Source organism: Streptomyces sp. NPDC006430 (genome assembly GCF_040612395.1).
Classification (GTDB): Bacteria; Actinomycetota; Actinomycetes; order Streptomycetales; family Streptomycetaceae; genus Streptomyces.
Map to the genome: position 1 here is coordinate 80,964 of NZ_JBEXQA010000021.1, position 22,069 is coordinate 103,032.

The 22,069-nt window shown below is 71.3% G+C and carries 19 protein-coding genes and 1 pseudogene; 10 read left to right on the forward strand and 10 right to left on the reverse strand.

Translation table 11 applies throughout. From position 1 onward, the window contains the following. Nucleotides 1-3 precede the first annotated feature (3 nt). Both ABZZ20_RS25810 and ABZZ20_RS25815 read right to left on the reverse strand, forming a co-directional pair. On the reverse strand, nt 4-2,148 hold the full coding sequence (locus ABZZ20_RS25810; protein WP_356873426.1) for a sulfotransferase: 2,145 nt from the start codon (nt 2,146-2,148) through the stop codon (nt 4-6). Continuing rightward, on the reverse strand, nt 2,145-3,506 hold the full coding sequence (locus ABZZ20_RS25815) for a 2OG-Fe(II) oxygenase (RefSeq protein WP_356873428.1): 1,362 nt from the start codon (nt 3,504-3,506) through the stop codon (nt 2,145-2,147). The genes ABZZ20_RS25810 and ABZZ20_RS25815 overlap by 4 nt, the downstream gene beginning before the upstream one ends. On the opposite strand from ABZZ20_RS25815, the gene ABZZ20_RS25820 reads away from it, so the two are divergent. After that, on the forward strand, nt 3,505-4,518 hold the full coding sequence (locus ABZZ20_RS25820) for a hypothetical protein (protein ID WP_356873430.1): 1,014 nt from the start codon (nt 3,505-3,507) through the stop codon (nt 4,516-4,518). The genes ABZZ20_RS25815 and ABZZ20_RS25820 overlap by 2 nt on opposite strands. Here the strand turns inward: ABZZ20_RS25820 and ABZZ20_RS25825 are convergent. Beyond that, a complete protein-coding gene (locus ABZZ20_RS25825) occupies nt 4,469-5,266 on the reverse strand; it encodes a hypothetical protein (protein WP_356873432.1) in 798 nt (265 codons plus the stop codon). The genes ABZZ20_RS25820 and ABZZ20_RS25825 overlap by 50 nt on opposite strands. 249 nt (nt 5,267-5,515) lie before the next feature. On the opposite strand from ABZZ20_RS25825, the gene ABZZ20_RS25830 reads away from it, so the two are divergent. Then, a complete protein-coding gene (locus ABZZ20_RS25830) occupies nt 5,516-6,928 on the forward strand; it encodes a protein kinase (RefSeq protein ID WP_356873434.1) in 1,413 nt (470 codons plus the stop codon). Nucleotides 6,929-7,018: 90 nt separating this feature from the next. Continuing rightward, complete coding sequence (locus ABZZ20_RS25835; protein ID WP_356873436.1) at nt 7,019-7,927, forward strand: aminoglycoside phosphotransferase family protein; 909 nt, start codon at nt 7,019-7,021, stop codon at nt 7,925-7,927. A 45-nt stretch (nt 7,928-7,972) separates the two neighbouring features. Here ABZZ20_RS25835 and ABZZ20_RS25840 read toward each other — a convergent pair. Next, nucleotides 7,973-8,164: pseudogene (locus tag ABZZ20_RS25840) on the reverse strand (pyridoxamine 5-phosphate oxidase); the annotation flags it as partial. 195 nt (nt 8,165-8,359) lie between these two features. Here ABZZ20_RS25840 and ABZZ20_RS25845 point away from each other — a divergent pair. The 5 genes from ABZZ20_RS25845 to ABZZ20_RS25865 all read left to right on the forward strand — a co-directional run bounded on the left by ABZZ20_RS25845 (nt 8,360) and on the right by ABZZ20_RS25865 (nt 11,568). After that, complete coding sequence (locus tag ABZZ20_RS25845; protein ID WP_356873438.1) at nt 8,360-9,142, forward strand: PspA/IM30 family protein; 783 nt, start codon at nt 8,360-8,362, stop codon at nt 9,140-9,142. Then, a complete protein-coding gene (locus tag ABZZ20_RS25850; RefSeq protein ID WP_356873440.1) occupies nt 9,139-9,417 on the forward strand; it encodes a hypothetical protein in 279 nt (92 codons plus the stop codon). The genes ABZZ20_RS25845 and ABZZ20_RS25850 overlap by 4 nt, the downstream gene beginning before the upstream one ends. Nucleotides 9,418-9,422: 5 nt before the next feature. Beyond that, entirely contained in the window at nt 9,423-10,340 is a 918-nt protein-coding gene (htpX, locus tag ABZZ20_RS25855; protein ID WP_356873442.1) for a zinc metalloprotease HtpX, read from the forward strand. A 17-nt stretch (nt 10,341-10,357) separates the two neighbouring features. Continuing rightward, nucleotides 10,358-10,936 (forward strand): hypothetical protein, encoded by a 579-nt coding sequence (locus ABZZ20_RS25860; protein WP_356873444.1) that lies wholly within the window; start codon nt 10,358-10,360, stop codon nt 10,934-10,936. A gap of 92 nt (nt 10,937-11,028) precedes the next feature. Then, a complete protein-coding gene (locus ABZZ20_RS25865) occupies nt 11,029-11,568 on the forward strand; it encodes a 2'-5' RNA ligase family protein (protein ID WP_356873446.1) in 540 nt (179 codons plus the stop codon). Nucleotides 11,569-11,707: 139 nt separating this feature from the next. Here ABZZ20_RS25865 and ABZZ20_RS25870 read toward each other — a convergent pair whose 3' ends face one another. Then, on the reverse strand, nt 11,708-13,240 hold the full coding sequence (locus tag ABZZ20_RS25870; RefSeq protein WP_356873448.1) for a DUF6056 family protein: 1,533 nt from the start codon (nt 13,238-13,240) through the stop codon (nt 11,708-11,710). 373 nt (nt 13,241-13,613) lie between these two features. On the opposite strand from ABZZ20_RS25870, the gene ABZZ20_RS25875 reads away from it, so the two are divergent. After that, nucleotides 13,614-14,933, forward strand: coding sequence for a hypothetical protein (locus ABZZ20_RS25875; protein WP_356873450.1), 1,320 nt, complete (start codon nt 13,614-13,616; stop codon nt 14,931-14,933). Between the two features lie 27 nt (nt 14,934-14,960). Here the strand turns inward: ABZZ20_RS25875 and ABZZ20_RS25880 are convergent, their stop codons facing one another. From ABZZ20_RS25880 to ABZZ20_RS25900, 5 genes are all read right to left on the reverse strand, one after another. Beyond that, the gene (locus tag ABZZ20_RS25880; protein ID WP_356873452.1) at nt 14,961-15,383 is read right to left on the reverse strand and encodes a hypothetical protein; all 423 of its coding nucleotides are present in this window, start codon (nt 15,381-15,383) and stop codon (nt 14,961-14,963) included. 167 nt (nt 15,384-15,550) lie between these two features. After that, complete coding sequence (locus tag ABZZ20_RS25885; protein WP_356873454.1) at nt 15,551-17,677, reverse strand: PIG-L family deacetylase; 2,127 nt, start codon at nt 17,675-17,677, stop codon at nt 15,551-15,553. Nucleotides 17,678-18,245: 568 nt separating this feature from the next. Beyond that, complete coding sequence (locus tag ABZZ20_RS25890) at nt 18,246-19,466, reverse strand: hypothetical protein (protein ID WP_356873456.1); 1,221 nt, start codon at nt 19,464-19,466, stop codon at nt 18,246-18,248. Between the two features lie 15 nt (nt 19,467-19,481). Continuing rightward, on the reverse strand, nt 19,482-19,742 hold the full coding sequence (locus ABZZ20_RS25895) for a hypothetical protein (RefSeq protein WP_356873458.1): 261 nt from the start codon (nt 19,740-19,742) through the stop codon (nt 19,482-19,484). A gap of 29 nt (nt 19,743-19,771) precedes the next feature. After that, entirely contained in the window at nt 19,772-20,020 is a 249-nt protein-coding gene (locus ABZZ20_RS25900; protein ID WP_356873460.1) for an ABC transporter permease, read from the reverse strand. Nucleotides 20,021-20,441: 421 nt separating this feature from the next. Between ABZZ20_RS25900 and ABZZ20_RS25905 the strand changes: the two genes are divergently transcribed. Next, the gene (locus ABZZ20_RS25905) at nt 20,442-21,932 is read left to right on the forward strand and encodes a hypothetical protein (protein WP_356873462.1); all 1,491 of its coding nucleotides are present in this window, start codon (nt 20,442-20,444) and stop codon (nt 21,930-21,932) included. Nucleotides 21,933-22,069 lie beyond the last annotated feature (137 nt).

A 22,069-nucleotide genomic window follows, 5' to 3' on the forward strand; every position in this document is an offset into this window, starting at 1 on the left:
GCTTCAGTACAGGGTCCTGCGGAACTCGGCGGGGACGTAGTGGAACAGCAGCGAGGTGTGGGTGCTGCCGTCGGGCAGCGGCGGGCGCCCGTGCGGCACCCGGGTCCCCCTGAAGAGGACGGCCTGACCGGGCCGCTGGACGAGGGATACCTCGCCCCCGGTGCTGCCGAGGTACAGCGGCCAGCCGCCCTCGATGCCCGGGCCCGACTCCCCGAGCAGCAGGGACACGGTGAACTCGCACTGCTCCCGGTCCACGTGACGGCCGAGGACCGCCCCGCCGCGGTACGCCGACACGTAGGAGTACGACGGGCGTACCGGCCGGCCCGCGATCCGCCCCACCAGCGCCGCGAACTGGTGGTGGAAGAAGCGGGACAGCGACTCGTTGTGCCAGCCGTAACGGCCGGCCACCTGGGCGTCCCCCATGGGCCATGAACCGGTGGCGATGAGCTGCTCGTAGTAGTCGAGGAGGGCCTCACGGTGCCGGGGGTGCACCATGCGGTCGATCCGGCACACATCAGTGCGCTCGAATTCCGCGGCGGCAGCCGCGACGACGGCGTCGGCCCGCGCAGCCTCCCGGGCACGTGACTCGGTCGACCCCAGGGCGCCGGCCCGGGCGAGAGCAGTGCGCAGACGGGGCGGAAGGTCCGGCGGGAGCGGCCGTCCCGGGAGGAGTGCCCGCAGCACCCAGAAGTCCCCGAGGGAAACCCAGAACGGTGCGAGTGCCCCGGTGCCCGGGTCGTCGGTCCACAGGATCGGAAGGTCGGGCAGGAACCGGTCCCGGAACCGGGCCCTGCGTACAAGGCCCAAGGGAATGGTGACCCCGTCCTGGAGCACCGCGGCCGGGTCGAGGACTGAGTCCGGCTCCGGCTCCGGCCCCGGCCCCGGCCCCGGACCGTGCGGTGCGGCGGGCTCGCGTTCCGCCGCACCGCGGTCGTCCGTACCGCCGTCGTCGAGCCAGCAGACGAAGGACGGGCGTCGACGGGACTCGCGGGTGGGCTGGGGCATCGGGGCACGTCCGTTCGTGAGGCGCCGGCAGGTCGGTGCCACGGCGTCGAGGGCCGAAGGGTCGAAGCCGGGCGTACTGCGCCACTTGCCGGGGCGCGGAGGCGTGATCGTCGTCGCCGACAGCGGCACGTCCCGGCCGGGTGAGCCGGCGGGCAGCCCGAGTTCCCGCTCCAGCCACCGGATCGTCCGGGCCGGAGCTGCGTTCAGCGCGGCGTAGTCGACATCGACCCAGCGGCCGGCCGGCCGGGCGGCACGGCCATCCAGTGCCGCGTCCACGGCGGCCGCCCACTGCCGGGCCGCGATCCGTGACGCGTCCTCGTCCCGCCATCGCCGCCAGCCGTCCGGCAGCAGCAGGTGCCAGGCCCGCCGGGGCCAGCCAGGCAGGTCCGGGATGTTGACGAACGCCGGATGGGCCCAGGCGCGCACCATGCTGGCCACGGTGTCCCGCGGATCGCGGTGCAGCTGTACGACGGTGGCGTCCGGAAACAGCCGCAGCAGGAACGGCAGCCGCAGGGAGTTCTCCGGGGTCTTCTCCAACAGCCTCGGGGGAGGGGCCTGGGGGCCGCCGCGGTCGAGCCAGCTCCGGCCCCGCGCATCGCGCAGCTCGGCCAGGAACCCCGCGCGGACCGCCCCGCCGTACCGGTCGGCGTGCTCGGCTTCCAACGCGTGCGAGGCGTACCCGCAGGCCACCGGGTGGAGCCCGGGCACGCCTTCGATCACGCTCTCGCTCTCCCCGCCGACCGTCCACAGAGCGGGATGCCGGGCCAGCGCCTCGAACAGGGCCGTGCTGCCCGAGCGGGGCGGCGACACGATGATCACGGGCGCGGTGCCCGCGACCGGCGCGGTCGCGGGCACCGCCCGTACGGCACTGGTGACGGGCGACCCCGGACGGCCCAGCGCGGGGTCCTGCGCGGCCCGGAACGCCGTCGCCGCCGCCTCCGAGTCGAAGAGGTACCGGGCGCGCACGCCGTGGGCGTCGGCCTGCACGCCCCGGGCGAGCAGCCCCGCGACCTCGGGGAAGGGGGCGTGGTGCAGGACGCGCGCCGCGTGCCGGGCCCGGCCGGACGGGAGCGCCACCCGGCCGACCACCGTCCAGGCGACGGCCGCCGGCCCGGGGTCAGGTCCGGCCTGCCGACTGCTCACTGCCGGTGGATCCAGCCGGTGACACTGAAGCGGCTGTCCGCGAACGCCTTGCTCGGCACTCGGATGGGGAGCACCTCGTGGTCGTGCCGACTCGGGAAGAACATCGCGAGATTGGCGCGCGGCACGATCGTCTGACTGCGGTCCGTGGGCACCACCTCCCCGTCCTCCAAGACCGTCTCGAACACGCGCAGCTCCCCGCCGGAGAACCGGCGCGGTTCGCCGGAGAAGAAGTACACGAAGGTGAGCTCGCGGGTGTCGCCGCCGTCACTGTCTCGGTGCATGCCGAAGTAGTCGCGGTCGCCGTTGGCGGTCACCTGTAGTTCGACACGGCCCAAGGGGAACGCCGGGTGGTTCAGGCGGTGACCGATCTGCTGGAGGTGTTCCTTGATGCGCTCCGTGAACAGCGATTCGTAGGGGCCGAGTTCGTCGAGGACGAGGCTGCGGCGCACGCGTTCGTCCACCACCGGTTCGGCGGCCCCGGACATCCGGACCGTGGCGGGCTTGAAGTCGGACTCCCGGCGCAGCACGTACGCACGGAACTCGTCGTGTTCCGCCTCGGTGAGGAACTCCCTCACCCCTTGGGCCACTTCGGCGATCGGATCCCTCTCGAACCGACCGGTGCCGGTCGGCACACCGGCCGGTTTGCTGTAGTGGCCGCCGCGTACCAGCCGGGCGATTTCGGACGGGACGGAAGGCCGGTCCACCACCCACTCCGCACGCGAACCCAGATAGATCGTGTGGTGGAAGGCCGCGTTGAGCGCGAACACCTCGTCGTCGAGGGCGCCGGCGAGCACGTCGACGGTGTCGGCCTCGGCCAACCCCAGACGGTGCAGCAGCTCGCCGGCCGGGATGCGGTAGGTGAGGTAACGCGCGGCCTCGGTGAGGAAGACGTCCTCCGTACGCTCGAAGCCGACGCGGCGCAACGTCAGGTCCGCCAGCCGCGAGCCCTCGGCAAGGAGGTAGTGCACCTCGGCGTTCGGATCGACGGCGAGCGTCTCCAGGGCTTCCTTGTAGACGGCCGCGCACAGTCCGACGTTCGTCAGGTCCTCGTCGGCGACGTGCACCGGGCTCAACCCCCAGCATCCGTCGCCGACCAGGTGCGTCTGCACGAACGCGACGATGTTGCGGGCGCCCAGCCCCCACGGCGGCCACGGCCGGTCACGGACGGCGGCGAGGACCTGCGAATCGCCGTCGCAGAACAGGGGCAGCACGACCTCGTCCATCAGCTGGGGCGCGCCGACCCGCCGGAAGAACGCGTACAGGGCCGCCTTGGCGGTCTCGCTCAGCTCGTCGAAGATCTCGATCCGCGTGCCGCCGTTGCCATCCGTGTAGAAGTCGCGTCTGATGGTCGGGGTCATGACCTCTCCTGTGCTGCTGTCGTGGCACCGTGCCGATTCGAGTGAGGGACGACGGGTGAACCCTGCTGCGGGCACGCCCTTCCTACGGGTGACCGGGCCGGGTGGCGAGGGCCTGCCGTGGGTCCTGGTCCGTGCGCCGATCGTGACGCGCGCCCATCACCTGCGACTGGCCGAACTGGCCCGCTCCGGCGCCCGGTTCGCCGGCGCCACCAGCTATCTGGGGTTCCCGGCGGCGCCGTGGCGCGACGAGCGTGACTACGGACTGCTGTGCGAGGCGTGGCTGCACTGCTTCCGCGATCCGGACCGCTTCCTGCCGCCCACCGGCCCCCGCCTGCTGGCGAGCGAGTCCGACTTCACGGACCCGCTCCGCGTGGATCCGGCGCGCGTGACCGAGGCGGCCGGGGCGGCCGGGGTGGACGGGCCGCTGCCGTCGCGGCTCGCCGCCGACGTGGTGCACGTGGCCGGTCGGGAGCCCTGGCGTCAGCAGGCGAAGAACTGGCCGCTCGCCGCCCGTTGTCTGCGCCGAGTGGCCCGGGAGACGGGGCTGCGGATCCTGGTGGTCGACGCGCCGGCCGACGCCGAGCCGATCCCCGGCGTACGACTGGTCGGGCCGCTGCCGTGGCGGCAGCTGCTCGCGGCCATCGCCGGCGCGCGTGCCCTCTTCGTACCGGCCGTGCTCGACGCCTCGCCGCGCGTGCTCGCCGAAGCGCTCTGCCTCGACGTGCCGGTCGTCGTCAACCGGAAGATCCTCGGCGGATGGCAGTACGTCAACCCGTTCACCGGGCTGTTCTTCGACGGGGAGGACGACGCCGTGCAGACGGTACGGGCGGCCTGCGGTGCCGGACAGCGACCCCGGGCCTGGTTCGGCGCGCACCACGGGCCGGCACGGGCCGGGGCCCGGGTCCTGCGCCTGCTGCGCACCCTGGACGACTCCTTGCCCGACCACCTCACCCATGTCCTGCTCACCCCCGACCGGAGTGCGCCGGTACCGCCCGGTACGGCGACACGTTGAGGACCAGCCGTGGCCTGCCGATCATGGGCGAGCGGTGGATCCACACGTCGGTCACCGGATGCGGCGACCAGTGTCGTCGTACGTCGAGGTGCCGGAAGAAGACGGTCGCGTCGGCCGGCACCCGCCGGACGACGGCGCCCCGCCTCAGGAACGACGGGCTGTCGTCCATGGCGCACAGCTCGTCGAGCGCGGCCCCGCCGCCACGCCCCTCGCGCTCCGCCTGGCGCGAGAGCCGCTCCCTGCGTGCCAGGTAGGCGTAGAACTCGTCCATGCCCCGTACGTCCTCGCAGGCGACGTACTCCGTGGTCGGACCGTTGTAGACCCGCACGGCCCCGACCGTGGAACTCTGCGGCGGCACCGTGTCCACGTGGAAGCCGCACCGGCGCGTGGGGGCCTCGGTGAACGCGCGCACCATGACGTGGTCCGTGCGCGCCGCGTCCACGACCCGGGTCACGATCTCCGCCATGTGGTGGACGAGGGGGCGTGCCACCGTGGCGGGGGCGTCGGCCACAGCGGTGTGCGCCCAGTCGGTGAACTCGTCCCGGGTGACGGACGCCAGGGTGGTGCGGGGGATGACCAGCCGTCCCCCGACCACGAGTTCGGCCAGCTCGTGAAGCCACGGCGCTCGCCGGCCGTCGGGGACGACGACCGCGCTGAGCCCGGCATCGTTCGCGAGCCGGGCGATGTCGTCCGCCGTCGCCCCATGCAGGACGCCGACGGCTGCTGGGTTCCGGGGGGTGGGCACCACGGACCGCAAAGTATCCGGTGCCCCGACGGGCCCCCGCCCGACAGGCAGGACCGCCGCCGGGAGCACCCGATCGGAGCACGCCGGGCGGGCTGTCAGCGGGGCCGTTGCCTTCGGGCCGTGTCGGGGGACGGGCCGCGCCGCGCAGTTCTCCGGACCGGGCCCGTGCTGGCGGTCGACGACATCCGCCGGTTGTCACCGGGCGGTTCTCCCTGGCCGGGTACTGTCCCCGCCGGACGCGATACTGTTCGCATGCAACGCATCGGGGTGTACGCCGTCGAGCGCAAGCTCGGTGAAGGCGGCATGGGGACGGTCTACCTGGCGCGGTCCCGCGGGGGCCGGCCCGTAGCGGTCAAGGTGGCCCGGCCGGAACTGGCCGCGGACCCCGCGTTCCGCGAGCGCTTCCGGGCCGAGGTCGCCGCGGCCCGCAAGGTCGGCGGCTTTCACACCGCGCCGGTCGTGGACGCCGACGTCGATGGCGACCCGCCCTGGCTGGCGACGGCCTACGTACCCGGACCGACCCTGGCCGCCCGGCTCGCCGCCGACGGCCCGATGGGCGAGGCGGCGCTGCGCACCCTGGCCGCCGCGCTCGCCGAGGCCCTGGAGGCCATCCACGCCTGCGGCCTGGTCCACCGCGACCTCAAGCCCGGCAACATCATGATGGCCGACGACGGGCCGCGGGTGCTCGACTTCGGCATCGCGCGGGCCGTGGAGTCCACGCGGATGACCGCCACCGGTGCGGCCTTCGGCACCCCCGGCTACCTCGCCCCCGAACAGGCGCTGGGCCACGACGTCACGGGCGCCGCCGACGTGTTCGCGCTCGGCGCGGTCCTGGTCGCCGCGGCCGGCGGCAGCGCCTGGGGCGAGGGGACGCCGATGGGCATGATGTACCGCTCGGTGCACGAGTCGCCGAACCTGACAGCGGTGCCCGACGTCCTTCGCCCGCTCGTCGAGGCCTGCCTGGCCAAGGACCCCGCGGACCGCCCGACCCCCTCCGCCCTGCTGGACCTGCTCGCCGGCGCCGACCCGCGGCAGGGCGGCACCCCGGCGGTCTGGACGCCCGCACCCACACTCCCGGCGGCCCCGGCCCCGGCCCCGACGCAGGCCCCGACGCCGCCCCCGGACCCGCGGACGCCCCCGCAGGCAGTGCCCTTCCCGGTCCAGGCGACCCCGCCCGTGCCGCAGGGCGTCCCGCCGATACCGGCGGCGGCCCCCAACTTCCCGGCTGGCAGGGCGTTCGGACCGGCCGCTGTACCCGCGCCGCACGGCCCGGACCTCCTGATCGCCGACCGCAGGAACAGCGTGGTCGCCGACAGCACGGGGATCGTCCTCGAAGTCGACGGTGTGGAGGCCGACTTCGAATGGGGCGAACTCGCCGGCGTCGCCTACGGCCCGTCGTCGCACCGCGGCAACCACCTCGTCGTGACGGTTCGGCTGCCGGACGGCAACGCCTACGCCTGCCAGATCAACGCCCGCCGCGCCGCCCGCCTCCAGGAATGGCTGGAGCAGCTGAACCGGATCGTCGCCTGGTACCTGGAGCCCAGGCTGGGCTCCATGCCCAGACCGTACGACGCCGGCGCGCCCGGCATGCACGGCCCGTACGGCCCGTACGGGGGCGCCGGCGCCCCTCTGGGAGCCGGCGGCTTCGGCCCACCCCCGCCGTAGCGGCGACCACGCGCCAGGCACTTTGCCCCCAGAGCCGAGACGGACGGAAAGTCACTGGCTTCTGCACCGTCCAGCGGTGAGACTTCCCGCGTGACGCTGCACGAGGACGAGATCCCGGTCGACGAGGCGCTGGTACGGGCGCTGTTGAAGGAACAGCGCCCGGAATGGGCCGACCTACGGTTGTCGCCCGCAGGCGCGGGCACGGACAACACCATGTACCGGCTGGGCGACGAGCTCCTCGTGCGACTCCCGCGAACCGCCGCCAACGGACGGTCCGTGCGGAAGGAGCAGGAGTGGCTGCCCCGTTTGGCGCCCCACCTCGCCTGCCCGATTCCCGAGCCCGTCCATGCCGGAACTCCCTCAGAGGCCTTCCCGCTCGTCTGGTCGGTGTACCGCTGGATCGACGGTGACGAAGCCGGCCCGGACACCGTCCGTGACTGGGCCGCTTTCGGAGCTGACCTCGCAGCGGTCGTGCGGGAGCTCCACGGCATCGACCTGATGGGAGCGACTCGCGCGGACGACCTCAGCTGGTACCGCGGAGGCAGCCTGCGGGCATGCGACCAGTGGATCAGCCAGTGTTTTGAAGAGTGCCGCACCCTCGTGGGGCTGGAGCTCGACGTCGAAACCCTGGAACGGTTGTGGCGAGCGGCGCTCGCACTGCCCGAGCCTTCCGGGCCCCACGTGTGGCTCCACGGCGACCTCAAGCCCACCAACCTCTTGGTTCAGGAGGGCAGGATCCGCGCGGTCATCGACTTCGGAGGCCTCTCGGTCGGTTGTCCCGACGCCGAGCACTCCACGCTCTGGGACCTGCCGTCCCCGGCACGGCAGGCCTACTGGGACGCCTTGGACCTCGACGATCTGACGTGGGCCCGCGCCCGCGCCTGGGCGATCGCGGTGGGTGTCAGCGGAATCACCTACTACTGGCACACCTTTCCCGCCTTCGTCGCCGAATGCCGAGCACGACTTCGGGCGATCCTCACGGACGCCGCTGGGCGTTGAGCGCCTTCCGCCCGCGCGGAGGGCCTCGCGGGCGGGGAGGGGTCGGGCGCGGCTTCGTTCGTCCCGCTGCCGGACCAGCTCCTCAACGGCGCTCGGAAGGGTCGTCTCGAAGTCGATCAGCTTGGCCCATGTCGGGGTCATGACGATCCGGACCATGCCGTCGTACAGCGAGCGGACGCCGGCCTCCCACTCGACCCGCTGCTCGGGCGTCGTCGTGTAGGTGCCGCTCGCCTGGACCGGGAGCGGGCCGTGAGCGGGCCGTGCAGCGACCCCAGGACCCCGATCAGGCTGCCGGGTCGGGAACGGGCCCGGACAATGGAAGGGAGGCGTCCTGAGCTGTGTCCCGCGGTGGGACGGATTTGGCGACGTGCCCGGCGTGCCCGGGCCGGTCGCACCCCGGACAGCGGCGGCGTCGAGAGGAAGGCGGTCGTCATGACCAGCATCACGCACCGCATCGCCAGCTTGTTCCGGGTCAAGGCGAACAAGGCATTGGACAAGGCCGAAGATCCACGCGAGGTCCTGGACTATTCGTACGAGCAGCAGCGGGAGATGTTGCAGCGGGTCCGGCGCGGCGTGGCCGATGTGGCGACCAGCCGAAAGCGGGTCGAGCTACAGGTGAGCCAGCTGCGTCGGTCCGCGGAGAAACTGCAGGGCCAGGCAGAGCAGGCGCTCGCTGCGGGGCGTGAGGACCTGGCCCGTGAGGCGCTCACCCGCCGCACGGCCGTGGCCGCGCAGACCACCGACCTGGAGAGCCAGCAGGCGTCGCTGAAGGAGCAGGAGGAAAAGCTCACCCTGGCGGCGCAGCGTCTGGAGGCGAAGGTGGACGCGTTCCGCACCCGCAAGGAGACGATCAAGGCCACCTATACCGCAGCCGAGGCGCAGACCAGCATCACCGAGGCCGTCACCGGTATCGGCGAGGAGATGGGCGATGTGGGCCTGGCCATGCAGCGCGCCCAGGACAAGACCGAACAGCTCCAGGCACGTGCGGGTGCGCTGGACGAACTGCTCGCCTCCGGCGTTCTGGAGGACGCCACCTTGCCGGCGGGGCGGGACGACATCCAGACCGAGCTCGAACGCGTCACCGCAGGCCAGGACGTGGAGACCGAGCTGGCCCGGATGAAGGCGCAGCTTCCGGCGTCCGCCGCCCCGACGGCAGTGGAGAGCGGACGCGCAGATCACCCGACAGACCCCTCGGACGAGGAGACGAAGTCATGATCGTGCGGATTCTGGGCGAGGGCCAGCACGAGATCGCCGAACAGCACCTGGCCCGGCTCAACGAACTGGACTCCGCCCTCCAGGCGGCCGTCGAAGCGGACGACGAAGCGGCCTTCACCACCGCCCTGTCGGCCCTGCTGGACGCCGTACGAGCCCTCGGCACTCCGCTGCCGGACGAGACGATCGCCCCCTCCGATCTGGTGCTGCCCGATGCGGACACCAGCCTCGCGCAGGTGCGGGAGCTGCTGTCCGACGAGGGCCTCATCCCGGGGTGATGGCGATGCGCAGCCGTTTCGAGCCCGACCGGCAGCTGACCGTCCGCATGGTGGTCACGATGTTCCTGCTCGGGCTGGTGTACGTGGCGTTCATCGCCGCGCTGATCGTCCTGCTCAAGTCCGTCGTGCTGGTGGTCGTCATCGCCGCAGCGCTGCTGGGCGCGCAGTACTGGTACTCCGACCGGATCGCCCTGTACGCCATGCACGGCCGCCTCGTCACGCCCGAGGAGCAGCCCCTGCTGCACGGCGTCGTCGACAGGCTGTGCGCCACCGCGGACATGCCGAAACCCCGGGTGGCCGTCTCCGACATGGACCTTCCCAACGCCTTCGCCACCGGCCGCAACGCGGAGAACGCCGTCGTGTGCGTGACCACCGGACTGCTGCGCCGCCTGGAGACGGAAGAGCTCGAAGGCGTCCTCGCCCACGAGCTCTCCCACGTCGCACACCGCGATGTCGCGGTGATCACCATCGCCTCGTTCCTGGGCGTCATCGCCGGACTCGTCGTCCGCTTCGCGTTCTACTCCCAGCTGTTCGGCGGACGCGACCAACGCGACCAGAACACCGCCGTCGTCTTCATGGCCGTGATGGCGGTCTCCGCCCTCGTCTACGCCGTCAGCTACCTCCTCATCCGCGCCCTGTCCCGCTACCGAGAACTGGCCGCAGACCGGGCCGCCGCCATGCTCACTGCAAAACCCTCCGCCCTGGCCTCGGCACTGACCAAGGTCAGCGGCGACATCGCCCGGATCCCGACCCGGGACCTGCGCACCGCCCAGGCGTTCAACGCGTTCTTCTTCACCCCCGCCCTCGGGCCCGGTACGACGGTGGCGAACCTGTTCTCCACCCACCCCAGCCTGGAACGCCGCCTGGCGGCGCTCGCAGAGATCTCTGCCGAGCTGGGCGGGCCGGGCGAGCCGGCGCCCTGAGAAGGAGTTGATGTCCCGTGGGTTTCCTGGACGTCCTGTTCGGCCGCAGCAGGCCGGTCAAGCCCGACCTCGACCAGCTCTTCGGCCTGCCCTCGGCGGCGATCACGCTCCAGGCGGCCATCGGCTTCACCCCGACCGGCCTGGGTTCCGTGTGCTTCGCCGCCATCGAGGGCGGGGCCTTCGCCCGAGTCCAGCAGGAGGTACGCGCCCTGCTCGACGCGGACGCAGAACGGCCCGGCTCGTCGGTGGAGTTCAGCCGGGACGACTACGGGTACTCCTGGCTGCTGTCCCGCCGCGACCCCGACGAGCTCCCCGCCCTGGTCAACGACCTGCACGCGGTCAACACCGCCTTGCAGGACAGCGGCTTCGGTCCGCAGCTCCTGTGTTCGCTGGTCACCTTCCGCGACGCCGAACTGCGCCCGCTCGCCCTCGTCTACCTCTACAAGCGAGGCGCCTTCTACCCCTTCGCGCCGCTGCCCGGCCAGAAACGCGACAACCCGCTGGAACTCCAGGTCAAGGCCATCGTGAAGGACGACCTGCGGATCGAGGAGGATCTGCGCCGCTGGTTCCCGCTGTGGGGCGCCCCCGGCCTATGAGAACGGGCGGCGGCCCCGGGCCGCCGCCCCCCGAGAGCTGTTGATCAAAAGGAGCGGCGCCGTCCGGGGGAGAGGTGACACCATGCGGTGTCGTGGCAGATGACAGCACCAGTACGGTTCCGGCAGGCCGAACGGGACTCATCGTCCGGATCCCGGAGGCGGAGCCGGCCGTTCGCGCGTGGCGTGAACGGCTCGATCCCTCAGCACGGGCCGGAGTGCCAGCACACGTCACCGTGCTCTTCCCGTTCCTTGACGAGAGCCGAATAGGCCCGCTCGTCCACTCCGCCCTCGCGGCCGTGTTCGGCAGCCACCAGGCCTTTGACCTGCAGTTCGAGAGGTGCGGACGGCTCCCGGACGTGCTGTATCTCGTTCCCGAGCCGGACACGCGGTTGCGGCAGCTCACGGAGGCGATCGCTGACCGTTGGCCTGAGGCTCCGCCGTACGGCGGCCGGTTCACCGAGATCGTGCCGCACCTGACCATCGCGCAAGGTCAGGAAGACGCCGTCCTGGAGGAGATCGAGGCCGACCTCGTCGGCAGGCTCCCCTTCACATCTCATGTCTCGTCGGTCGAGCTCATGGTGTACGACGGCACGAAGTGGCAAGAACGGGCCTCGTTCGCACTCGGAGGATGACGCCGGGCACCAGGCTCGTGCAAACCCTCCGGGACGGCCTCGACGGTCATACCGAGCGCCCGCTCGGGTCGGGCCGTTGCGCACGCCGGCGCCAGTACGGCAGCCCGTTCATGCCACGCCTTGCCGGCGCTGCCGCTGGTCAGCGGCGGTGGATGCGGTCGACGCCGTACCACTTCGACATGCAGCCGGCGACCCAGTCCCGCTCGTAATTCCCAGTGAAGAAGGGCTCGGCGAGACTGCCGATGTGGAGCGGCCGGTAGCCCACGTCCGTGGCGCCCCGCGCGGCCTCGGTGCGGATCCGGGAGTTCTGGGCGTCCCAGGCCACGGAACGGGCGACCGTGGCGGTCGTGAGCTGCTGGACGTTCGGGACGAGCGCGGCCACCGAGGCCAGCGCCAGGCAGCCCGCCGCCACGGTGCCGGTCACGAGGGCCGCGCCGTTGGTGCGGCGGCCCGAGAGCCACCGGCCACCCCACGCCCCCAGCAGCACCCCGTAGCCGCAGAGCGCCAGTTCCATCAGTACGAGATGGCTCGTCCAGGTACGGGCATACGTCCACCCGCTCGGACCGTAGCCGCTGCGCAGGCCGATCACCACCGCGAACGACGCGAGCACCACCACGGGCACCGGGAGCAGAAGCACCGCGATCAGCATCCTGCGCGGGACGGTCCGCCGCGGGTCCCGCTTCCCGGGGGCGGACAGCCCGCTCGCCAGGCCCAGGAGGATGCCGGCGGCGGCGGCTCCGAGGTAGGCCCACTGGCCGGTGACGGAGTTCCACATGTGCAGCCAGTCCTCGAAGGTGGCCCTGAGCTCGCCCGCGGAGAGCACGGACTCCTTGTCCGGCTGCTGGGCCCGGCGCCACCGGGCGCCCGGGGAGGTGTAGAGCACCACCAGACCGCAGGCGAGGCCGGAGCACCAGAGCAGGCACCAGGTGAAAGGATGCCGGTTCCGCGCCAGGCCGAGGCGGGGCAGCGAGAGCAGCCCCACCGCGGCGGCGAGCAGCCCGCTGACGAGCGCGAACGGCTCGCTGAGGGTGCCGAGCGCGAGGCCGATGAGGAACGCCGAGGCGAAGCCGGCCACGCGGACGGCAGTACGGGGATGGCGGACGGTGCGGACGCCCAGCAGGACCGCCCACAGGCCGATGACGCTCGGAAGGGTGTGGGAGATCGTGGCGGGGGCCCACAGGAGCACCTGGTAGCTGCGGGTGCCGGCGAAGTAGAGCAGCGCCTGGACGACCAGGGCGCAGGCGGTCAGGACCAGCAACCGGGGCCTGCCGCCGAGGAACCTGATGAAGTCCTGCCCGAGCAGAACCAGTCCGGCGGTGAACGAGACGGCTATGACGGTCGGGAGGATCTTGGTTCCGGCCAGTCCGTCGCCGTAGACGACACCGGTCAGGAAGGCGTTGGCGATCCTGCCGTTCTGAGTCATGTAGAAATCGGACGTGATGCCGAGGACCCCCAGATCACGGGCCTTCCACGCGGCGCACCAGTCGTCGGACGTGGGCCGTACGTACAGGCCGAGGAAGCATCCGACGGCGATCAGCGCTCCGGCCGCCGCGACCAGCGTCGCCCCGGCCACCGGGAGGAGCCTGCGCACGAGCGGGCGGCGGCCGGGTCTGTGGGCCACCGCGGAAGAAGGGGTCCGGACGTCCTCGCCCTCGACCGCAGCAGTGCTCATTCACCACCCCTTCGCAGCGGGGCCGGCCGAGGAGGCGGCCGGTGCGCCCGCCGGTCCGCCGACTGCAGTGACCGCACGGCCGCGAGCACCCATGATGTGCACGGTTCCCCGCCCCCGGCATCTCGGGTGCGCCAGGCCGGGGTACGGACGCCGCCAGGTCCGTCGGGCCCCGCTCACCCGGGCGGCGGGCGTTCCGTGGCAACCTCCACGCGGGTCTTCCAGGATGGGGGATCCGGGCCGTGCGTACGCAGGCCCCGCGGAGGGAGTGGCGATGCCCGGTGTCCTGCTCGGCCGTTGGGCGGTCATCACAGTGGCCTTGGCGAGCGTGGCCGTTCCCCTGTGTGCCGGGGGTCACCAGAGGCGTGGTGAAGCCGTGCTCAGGTACGCGCCCCTGTCGATGCTCGCCGCCCCCAGCGTCGGTCTCCTGTCCAACACGACCGCCGCCGAAGGCGTTCCGCCGTCCGTCGCCAGGGGCGCGCGGTACGTCGAGGGGAGCAACGTCCTGCACCTGGCATCCGGTCGGTGGATGTACCTTCCCGCCGCCCGGACGGCCTCGACCGTGGTCGCCCTCGACCATCCGCCGGCGTGGCAGCAGATCGTGCAGAGCCGCGCCTGGCTGGCCTCCGGCCGGATCCCGGGCAGGTCGCCCGCGCAGCGGGCGGCGGCCGAACGGGCCCTCCTGGCCATGCGCGCCCTGCTCCGGCCGAACGGCGCCATGGCGGCGGGGTGGAGCCCCGGCTGGAAGTACTCCTGGCCGCGCGACTCCAGCTTCGCCGCCGCCGCGTTCGCGCACACCGGCCATGACGCGGAGGCCTACCGGATCCTGCGCTACAGCGCCGCCACCCAGCGCAAGGACGGCACCTGGGAGGCACGGACGAAGCTCGACGGATCCGGTTCGCCCGACCGCAGGCGGTGGCAGCTCGACGCCAACGGTTGGGTCCCCTGGGCCACCTGGCAGTGGTACCAGAAGGCCCCTCGGACCACCCGCCCCGCCCGGCTGACCACCCTCTACCCGATGATCCGCAAGGCGGCCGACCACGCGGCGGGTTCCTTGCGGACGGACGGCCTCCCCCCGGCCTCCCCCGACTACTGGGAGCTGATGACGGCCACCACGAACATCGGTACGGCCGCGCCGCTGCTCGCCGGGCTCAACGCCTCGGCGGACCTCGCCCGGGAGGCGAACCGGCCGGACGACGCGGCGCGCTGGGCCCGGGCCGCACGACGGCTCTCCTCGGCGATCTCCGCGCAGTTCGTTCCCCTGGGGTACCAGCGCACCGTCGACGGACGGCACGGGCGCGACAGCGCGGTGGCGTTCATGGCGCCCCCCTTCAACGCGGCGCCCGCCGGCCTCCCCGCGGCGCTGGACGCCACCTACCGGGCGCTGCTCCTACCCAACGGCGGGCTGACCCCCGGAAACGACCCCACGGCGCCCTGGGGCGGGAACGCCTGGACGCCCAGCACGGCGTTGTTCGCGCTCGCATGGGCCACTACGGGGAGGCCAGCGAAGGCGGGACAGGTCCTGGAATGGGTCCTCTCCAAGAGGAACTCGCTCGGCGAGCTGCCGGAGAAGGTGGACAAGGAGGGCAGGCCCGCCGCGGTCGCTCCGCTCGCATGGACGGGCTCGATCGCCGTCCTGTCCCTCGTGGCGCTCGACGGCACGGCGCTCCCCACCCCACCCCTACGGCCGGCGTAGCCCGTGCTGCGGTGGCGGGGCACGTGCTCAGACGGGCTCCGTCCGGTCACCCGGCGGCGGTGCGGTGCGGACCCTCTCCAGCGCGGCCAGGAGGTGCCGGTAGGCGAGCCTTTCGGCCGCCACCGCCTGGATGAGGAGGAGGTGGTGCGGATCACGACGTGACCGGACCTGTGCCGCGATGGTGCGGCGGAGCTCCCTCGCCCGGTCCACCTCGTTCCTGGCTTCGACGTACGCGTCGTCGAGGAGGTGGTGGTCGAGGACCGCGGCGAAGGCGCGCTCCGCCAGCGCGTCGAGCCGGTCGAGGTCGTCGGCACAGTGCTCGGGGGCCGTCCCGTCACAGCCCGCCTCCAGGGCCCGGGACAGGGTCCCCAGGGTTGTCCGGAGATCCGGGTACCCCCAGGCCGGGGCGGCGTCGTTCCTGCACCCGGTGGTGGCGAGGGCCATCAGCACGGCGACGGAGGCTACGGCGCGGACCGTTCCCGGTCCCGCACGCCCGCGCTCAGTGGACCAAGGGGTCATGGGATCCCCGATCGCCGGTGGTGAGGGGCCGGCCAGTGGTCAGGAGCCGGCCTCAGCCGGGCCCGACGTGGTCCGCGCGCCATCCTCGCCCACACCGGTCAGCGCTGCCACCCGGAGCCCGCGGGCGCAGCTTGCGCGACGGTCGCTGGCTGGACCGCCCGGTGCCACGGCGTGGAGGGCGGGCCGCTCCCGGGCGGCCCGGATCCGGCCGGGGGAGCGGTGGTGACGTGCAGACCGGCGTCCAGGCCGAGGGCTGCGGCCACGGCCGTGCCGTCCGGTTCGGCCACGGCCGCCGGTGCGCCCGTGTAGAGCATCTGGGATTCGTACCAGGACGGCGCGTCGTTCGGGCCCGACACGCCGACCGTGCCCGCGCCCGCGCGGCCCGCGAGCACGTGGCCCGCGACGCCGACGGCGCCGTAGCCGCCCTCGCCGCCCGCCTCGGTGACCGGGGAGAACGTGGGCGTGGGGCCGCCCGCGGTGGCCAGGCTCGTACCGACGGTGCCCGTGCCGGGGCGGCGGAAGTACAAGCGCACACCGTCGCCCTGCGGGCTCGCCGAGAGCGGACCGGTGGTCGCCGGCAGCCCGGTCGGGAAGGGGCCGCTGAACGGGGCGTCCGGGGTCGGCTGTACCCAGGCCAGCACGGTCCGGGCGGTGGCCGCGTACACGTGCCGCCGCCCCGCTCCGTCGGTCGCGGTGACCGGGTCGCCCTGCAGACCGGTGCCGCCCAGGGCCCGCCACGCGCCGAAGGCGCCGCCCGGGGTCTCCTGGACGCGGGTGCGCAGGGTGCGCCGGGAATCGCGTACGTACACGGTCAGCCGGCCCGTGCGGTCCACCGCAACGGACGGTGCACTGATCGCCGAGGTGCCGGATATGTCGTCCGCGTCCGGGGTGCCCAGCGACTGCCACGGGCCGAAGGCGCCGTCGGGCGCGGCCTGAACGGCGTACACGACGGTGCGCTCGTACTCCTGGGGTGTGGTGCCCAGGTTGGTGCGGGTGCCGAAGACCGCGATCCTGCCGTCAGGGAGCCGGACCGCCGTCGCGCCCGCGTCGATCCCGGTGCCGGGGAGGAACTCGGGTCCCTGCCACGAGGCCTTGGGGCCGCTGCGCGACCAGTAGGCCATCCGGCCGTCCAGGGCGGCGAAGGCCCACAGCCGGCCGGAGACGCCCTCGGCCATCCAGGAGGTGCCGTCGCCCCGGCTGTAGCGGATGGTCTGGCTCCAGCCGGCGCCGGTGGGCCGGGTCGCGGCCTTGCGATCGCCGCAGCCGGCGGGGCTGCCGCACCAGTCCTGGTGGTCCAGCCAGGCGTAGGTCTTCAGGTAGCCGAGTTTCTCCTCGGCCGCCTGCGGGTCGAGCGTCGGGGGCAGGGAGCTGTTGGGATAGCTCACGTAGTTCTGGACCGAGAAGTGCGGCCGGTCCGTGGACTGCGCGTAGCGTTCGGCCGCAGCCTGCACGAAGCGGGCGCCGTACATGTGGTCCTGGTGGTCGAGGAAGGCGCCGCCGCCCTGCGACCGGCCGGGCGTCGGATCCTGCGTCCGTATCGTGGTCGGCCGGTACATCGAGAAGACGTTCGCGATGGCCTCGACGGTCTGCTCCTTGGTGTACGAGAACCAGGGTTTGACCGGCGTCCCGGAGGTCAGCTGAGCGCCCAGGGCCGGCACCCGGCCGTCCCACAGGCCGCGCAGGCTGTTCGGATTGTCGCCGGAGATGCTGCGGGCCTCACGCAGCTGCATCCACACCAGGTTGACCTCGGGCCTGGCCACGAGGACGTCCACCTCGGCGCTCCCTCCGCCCGCGGTGGGTACGGACTTGCGCTGCCAGGCGCTGGTGCGGTCACCGGTGGCCATCTGCGCGTAGGCGGCCCGTATGCCGTTCTGCCGGGCCTCCGCGTATGCGGCGCGGTCGGCGGGGCGCGCGGGGTCCTCCACGTGCGGGCTGTGGGCCTCGTTCCTGCCGTCGGACTCGCCGGAGGTCAGGTAGACGGTGGCGACCTGGGCGCCCGTCGATATGGAACGGCTCAGGTCGGGGTTCATGAAGAAGAGGTCGTCGTCGGGATGCGCGACGACCTGGACGACCGTGCCCTCGGTCACACTCGGGCGGAGGACCGCCTCGGGGGCCGTCGGCTCCTGCGCGTTCCCGTAGCCGTAGGCCCAGGTCGTCACCCCGGCCGCGCCGACTGTGAGTGCGGTGAGCAGGGTCGCGAGGCGGGTGCGGCTGGCCAGGGACATCTACAACGCCTTGAGGGTCGGTCCGGTGCGGAATTCCGCTGGAGGGTGAGTCGGTGTCCCGATGGCTCCACCGCTCCCGGAGACGACCGGGCCCGATTATGCCTCGCGCGTTTGCGACTGACACACCATCAAGTGTCATATGAGTGCAAATCAAGTTGAATGCCGGATATGACGGACTTGTCCCATTTGGTACGGGTTGGGGCGGTTGTCACCAGCCGGGCTCCGCCCGGCCCGCCACACTTCGATCCCTATGCGCATCGACCGCAGGGTCTTCTGCGCGGGCGGCGGCTGACGGCCCTGTCGCTGCGATCGCGGCGACCGCGGGTCGGATCGTCACTCGGCCAAATTGCTGAGCCGTGCATGTCAATCGAGCGGGTTCGCGGAGACGCTGGAAGGGCTTCGACGTGCCCGTCCCATCTGCTCGTACGGTGTGTGGCGCGGGTCACCAGAGGGGGCGGAGGCGGGCCGGTGGGGTGGCCGGCTGGCGGGGACGAGGACGTCCTGCGCCGCCGTGAGGCGAAGGAGGCGGCGAGTGTGGGCGCCGCCCGAGCGCAGCGCCCGCCCCGGGTCAGCTGCCGATGCCGAAGTGCACGTACCGCGGTTCCACGTTGCGGCGGTCGAAACCGCCCTGGAGGGTGTAGCCGGAGGCCACCCACTCCGAGGAATTCGGATCGTGGCGGTGGCAGGTGAGGTAGTCACCCCACTTGCCCTCCAGCGGTCCGTGGGTGCTCGTACTGGTGATGGCCAGCCGCCACTCGCCGCCGTCGCGGAAGCCGACGACGTGCGAAGGATGCCTCGGACCGCCGCCGAAGAACAACGAAACGCCGACGATCCCCTGGGCGTTCGGGCAGGCCGCGGGCTGGGCGTACGCGGACTCCTGGCTCCAGATGTCGGGCTCTTCCACCAGCGCCTGGGTGGTCACGTCGACGACCGCGGCCTTGACGTATGGCATGGGTCGTCCGGACCGGGGCCCGGCAGTCCAGAGGAAGCCCGCACGGGTGCCGCTCACCCATCCGCCGGTGATGCGCGAGTCGGTACGGGTGAGCCACTCGACGCCACCGGGTCCGGGTGCACCGACGAACGGGCCGGGGGTCCACGGGCTCACCTGCACGTCGAACGAGCCCACCGTGTTCGAGCCGTCGGGCCAGCCGTGCACCCTCAGGGTCCGGCCGCCGTTGTGGCTGGCGAAGAACATGCTGCTGGTGGCGCCTTGCGTGAGCCGCAGGGAACCGTTCTGCGTCGTCGTCCACCACTGGTACGTCAGCGCGAGCCGTGCCTTGAGCGCGTCGAGGGGCAACTTGAAGACGAACGCGCGCTGCCAGCGGCCGGCCGCGTTGAAGGCGTTGAAGCTGACGTAGAGATGGTTCGAACTCAGCGCCGTGTCGGGGTAGTCGAACCACATGTCCGTCCATGAGGGGTCCAGGTCACGCGGACTGAAGTCGTGCCAGCTCCATGCGGTCGGGTCGTCGCCGGGGGCGAAAGCCACCCGGAAGACGTTGCTGCCTCCCTCGGCGATGTACTGGAGGATCCAGATCCAGAGCTCCCGGCCGGGGTCGTAGAGGACGATTTGGTCGCAGCAGAAGCCGCCCGCTGCCGGGGGCAGCGCGGTGAACGGATTGACCAGGGTCCATCCCGCGCCGTTGTCGGTGCTGCGGCTGGCGAACCAGTTGCCGGTGACGAAGATGTTGTCGTGGGACGTCGCGACGGTCGGTTCGTGGACGGTGCCGGTCTGGATACCGGTGGCGTTGTCGTCGAGGCCGATGTTCTGGATGAGGCGGACCTGAGCCATGACTGCTGTCCTCCGTCACTGCTCCTCGGGCTCGTCGAGCTCCTGGGGAATGGTTTCGGGCACCTGGTCCCGAGTGGGGCCCATCGGCTTGCGACGTCGGCTGAACCTGTCCTCGCGGGCGTCGAGCTCCTCGGGTGTCGGCGTACCTTCGGCCGACTCGGCCATCGCCTTGGCCTTCTTTCCCGGTTTCGCCAGGGACTTCGGCTTGCGGGTGTGCCCCACGTTCGCTTCCTCCGCCACGTACGGGGGGCCCTCGGTCCGCTTCTCGTTCGACATCGGACAGCCTCCTGCTCCTGCTGATGAGCTCACTCGGCGCGCGGATGCAGTGCCTTGGCCCTGCGCCATTCACCGCGCGCGAGCAGCGAGAAAGTGAGCGTGGCGCAGACGGCGAGGGCGACGACCACCCATTCGAGTGCGCCGCTGTGCTGGTCGGGGTCGACCCCGAAGACCTCTTCGATCCAATCGCGCCAGATCAGGGTCACGATGAGAAGGATTCCGCTGATCGAGGCGGCGATCGCCTCGATCCAGCCGCGCATACGCACATTACGCATCATGTTGCGCACCCTTCGCGATGGGTTCCACGGCCGGACCGGCCGCGCCGCGGCCGTCGTCAGGGTGAAGAGCTCCCCCCGGACGGGTGGGCAGCGACGGCCCATCAGCGCCACCGCCACCGCACGCAAGCGGCGACCGAAGTTGCCTGCCCGAGGCCTCACTCTCAGTAGGCGCCGCACCCCTGAACCTGTCAAACGCATCGGTGCGGGCGCCTGCCGCGGAACGCCGCGCCTACGGCCCCGCTTGCTGGAGATGCCTCAAGAAGCACGATTCGGGATCGTGTTGCGCAGCCAATAACCCGCACGGCGTAGCGCTCAGCTGGTCCGAGTCGTGTGTGTTGACCTGGTCGCTCCAGCGCAGCACGCAGTACACCCGGGGCGCCCCGCATGGCGTTCGCGACTCCTTCCGGATCAGCCTGGTGTCATGAACAGCCAGCCGCTGATAGTGGTGGAGCCGCCGGACAGTCGTGGATTGCGGGTCGTCCGTGTGCGCGGTGAGATCGTGGGCCGGGCCTGGTCCCTGCAAGACCTACGCCGTCTGTTGCGCAGTGCCGGAATCCCGGACGACCTGGACCTGAAGGACAGTGCGCACGTCCATTGGCGTGGCGGCGGATTCGAGACGTGGCCGGCCCGTCCTTGGGAGCGGCGAGCAACATCCGTCCTCATGGCTGCAGGGCTGCTCGTCACGGCAGCCGTACTCGGCAGAATAGGGAAAACAGACATCTCGGAGGCCCTGACGTACGGGGGACGCGTGGCGGGCGCCACGTTCCTCTTCGCGAGTGCCGTGGAGCTGATCGCGGCGATTGCTGTTCTCGACTACTGGGGGAAGAGGCGCTGGGTTTTCTCTGGAGCGGCGGTGCTCATAGGCGTCGCGATCGCACTGGGCGTGAATACTCTGCTGCTCTTCATGCAGATCGACGCCAGAGAATACACTCCTTACGCTTGGATCTGGCCCACTGTCCTGGTTTGGTCTTTCTGGGCGCTCTGGAAGGTCAATCCCCAACAGGTGTGGAGACAATCGCCGCATCCGAAGAGAGTGGCGATCGGTGCAGCGGTGACGGCGCTCATTGCCATTGCCAACTTGATTTACTCGCAGGTGTACATACCGTACGCCAATCCCGTTACAATGGGCATGGTGGTCAAGTTTGGAAAACCGCGACTCAATGCCGAGCGTACGGTCGTTTATCTTCCGATGGCCGTGACGCTCAAGAACAATGGAAAGGTGTCATTCTATATTCTGGGTAGCCTTTATGAGGTCTACGGGCGCTCGGCTGATTTCACCGAGAAGGCCAGGGGGATGAAGGATTGGAAGCGTGATCTTCAGACTGGTGGAGATGTGCAACGCAATAACGAGGTGCTGGGGCGTGAGTTGATCAGTTCCGGTACGATCATGGCCGACGAAGGTGGTACCTTCTTGGAGCCGGGTGACGATTTCACCGAGGATAAGATCGTCGTTATCTCCGCAGCATCCAAATTCGATTCGATCGACGGTTCTGCTCGGGCTGTGGTCATGCGGAAGGATCGAGCGACGGTCAGCGGCGATTACGCAAGCTCGGCGACTGCATCATGGTCAGAGGATCTCTCCCATGCGGAAAATGCTCCCGAGTGGGTGGCGCAGGCGGGGGATGAGTACATTAGATTTCATGCCCGACTATATTACAGTACTGAGATCCTCAATGTGACCCGCCGCCCTCGGTACGTCACTCTTTGGCGGGTGGCTCACAAGTCATCCAATGTGAAGTATGACGAATACGCTGACATAACTGCGATAATTACATTGAAGGGTGAAGAGGGGCGTGGGATGAGCGCGCTCGAATGGGATGAAATCTCCGAAAGCTACGGTCTGCTTACGGTGTTCACCGGGACGGTACGGGAGCCGTTCGCGGCGCTGCTCAGCCCCACGGTGCAACCCTGATTGCTCCGCGAACGGGGCCCGCTACCTAAGGGCTGAGCCTCTTGATGGCTTGTGTGACTTGGCTGCCCGGAGCCCCGCGACGACTCGACCGCTGATTGGGAAACGCGACTCGATCGCTGCTGTAGGACAACGTCGGC

Excerpts from the sequence above, each read along its gene's own strand:
- ABZZ20_RS25815 (WP_356873428.1), bottom strand. The coding sequence starts at position 3,506 with ATGACCCCGACCATCAGACGCGACTTCTACACGGATGGCAACGGCGGC.
- ABZZ20_RS25845 (WP_356873438.1), top strand. The coding sequence starts at position 8,360 with ATGACCAGCATCACGCACCGCATCGCCAGCTTGTTCCGGGTCAAGGCG.
- ABZZ20_RS25830 (WP_356873434.1), top strand. The coding sequence starts at position 5,516 with ATGCAACGCATCGGGGTGTACGCCGTCGAGCGCAAGCTCGGTGAAGGC.
- ABZZ20_RS25905 (WP_356873462.1), top strand. The coding sequence starts at position 20,442 with ATGAACAGCCAGCCGCTGATAGTGGTGGAGCCGCCGGACAGTCGTGGA.
- ABZZ20_RS25820 (WP_356873430.1), top strand. The coding sequence starts at position 3,505 with ATGACCTCTCCTGTGCTGCTGTCGTGGCACCGTGCCGATTCGAGTGAG.
- ABZZ20_RS25850 (WP_356873440.1), top strand. The coding sequence starts at position 9,139 with ATGATCGTGCGGATTCTGGGCGAGGGCCAGCACGAGATCGCCGAACAG.
- ABZZ20_RS25900 (WP_356873460.1), bottom strand. The coding sequence starts at position 20,020 with ATGATGCGTAATGTGCGTATGCGCGGCTGGATCGAGGCGATCGCCGCC.
- ABZZ20_RS25895 (WP_356873458.1), bottom strand. The coding sequence starts at position 19,742 with ATGTCGAACGAGAAGCGGACCGAGGGCCCCCCGTACGTGGCGGAGGAA.
- ABZZ20_RS25890 (WP_356873456.1), bottom strand. The coding sequence starts at position 19,466 with ATGGCTCAGGTCCGCCTCATCCAGAACATCGGCCTCGACGACAACGCC.
- ABZZ20_RS25870 (WP_356873448.1), bottom strand. The coding sequence starts at position 13,240 with ATGAGCACTGCTGCGGTCGAGGGCGAGGACGTCCGGACCCCTTCTTCC.
- ABZZ20_RS25885 (WP_356873454.1), bottom strand. The coding sequence starts at position 17,677 with ATGTCCCTGGCCAGCCGCACCCGCCTCGCGACCCTGCTCACCGCACTC.
- htpX (WP_356873442.1), top strand. The coding sequence starts at position 9,423 with ATGCGCAGCCGTTTCGAGCCCGACCGGCAGCTGACCGTCCGCATGGTG.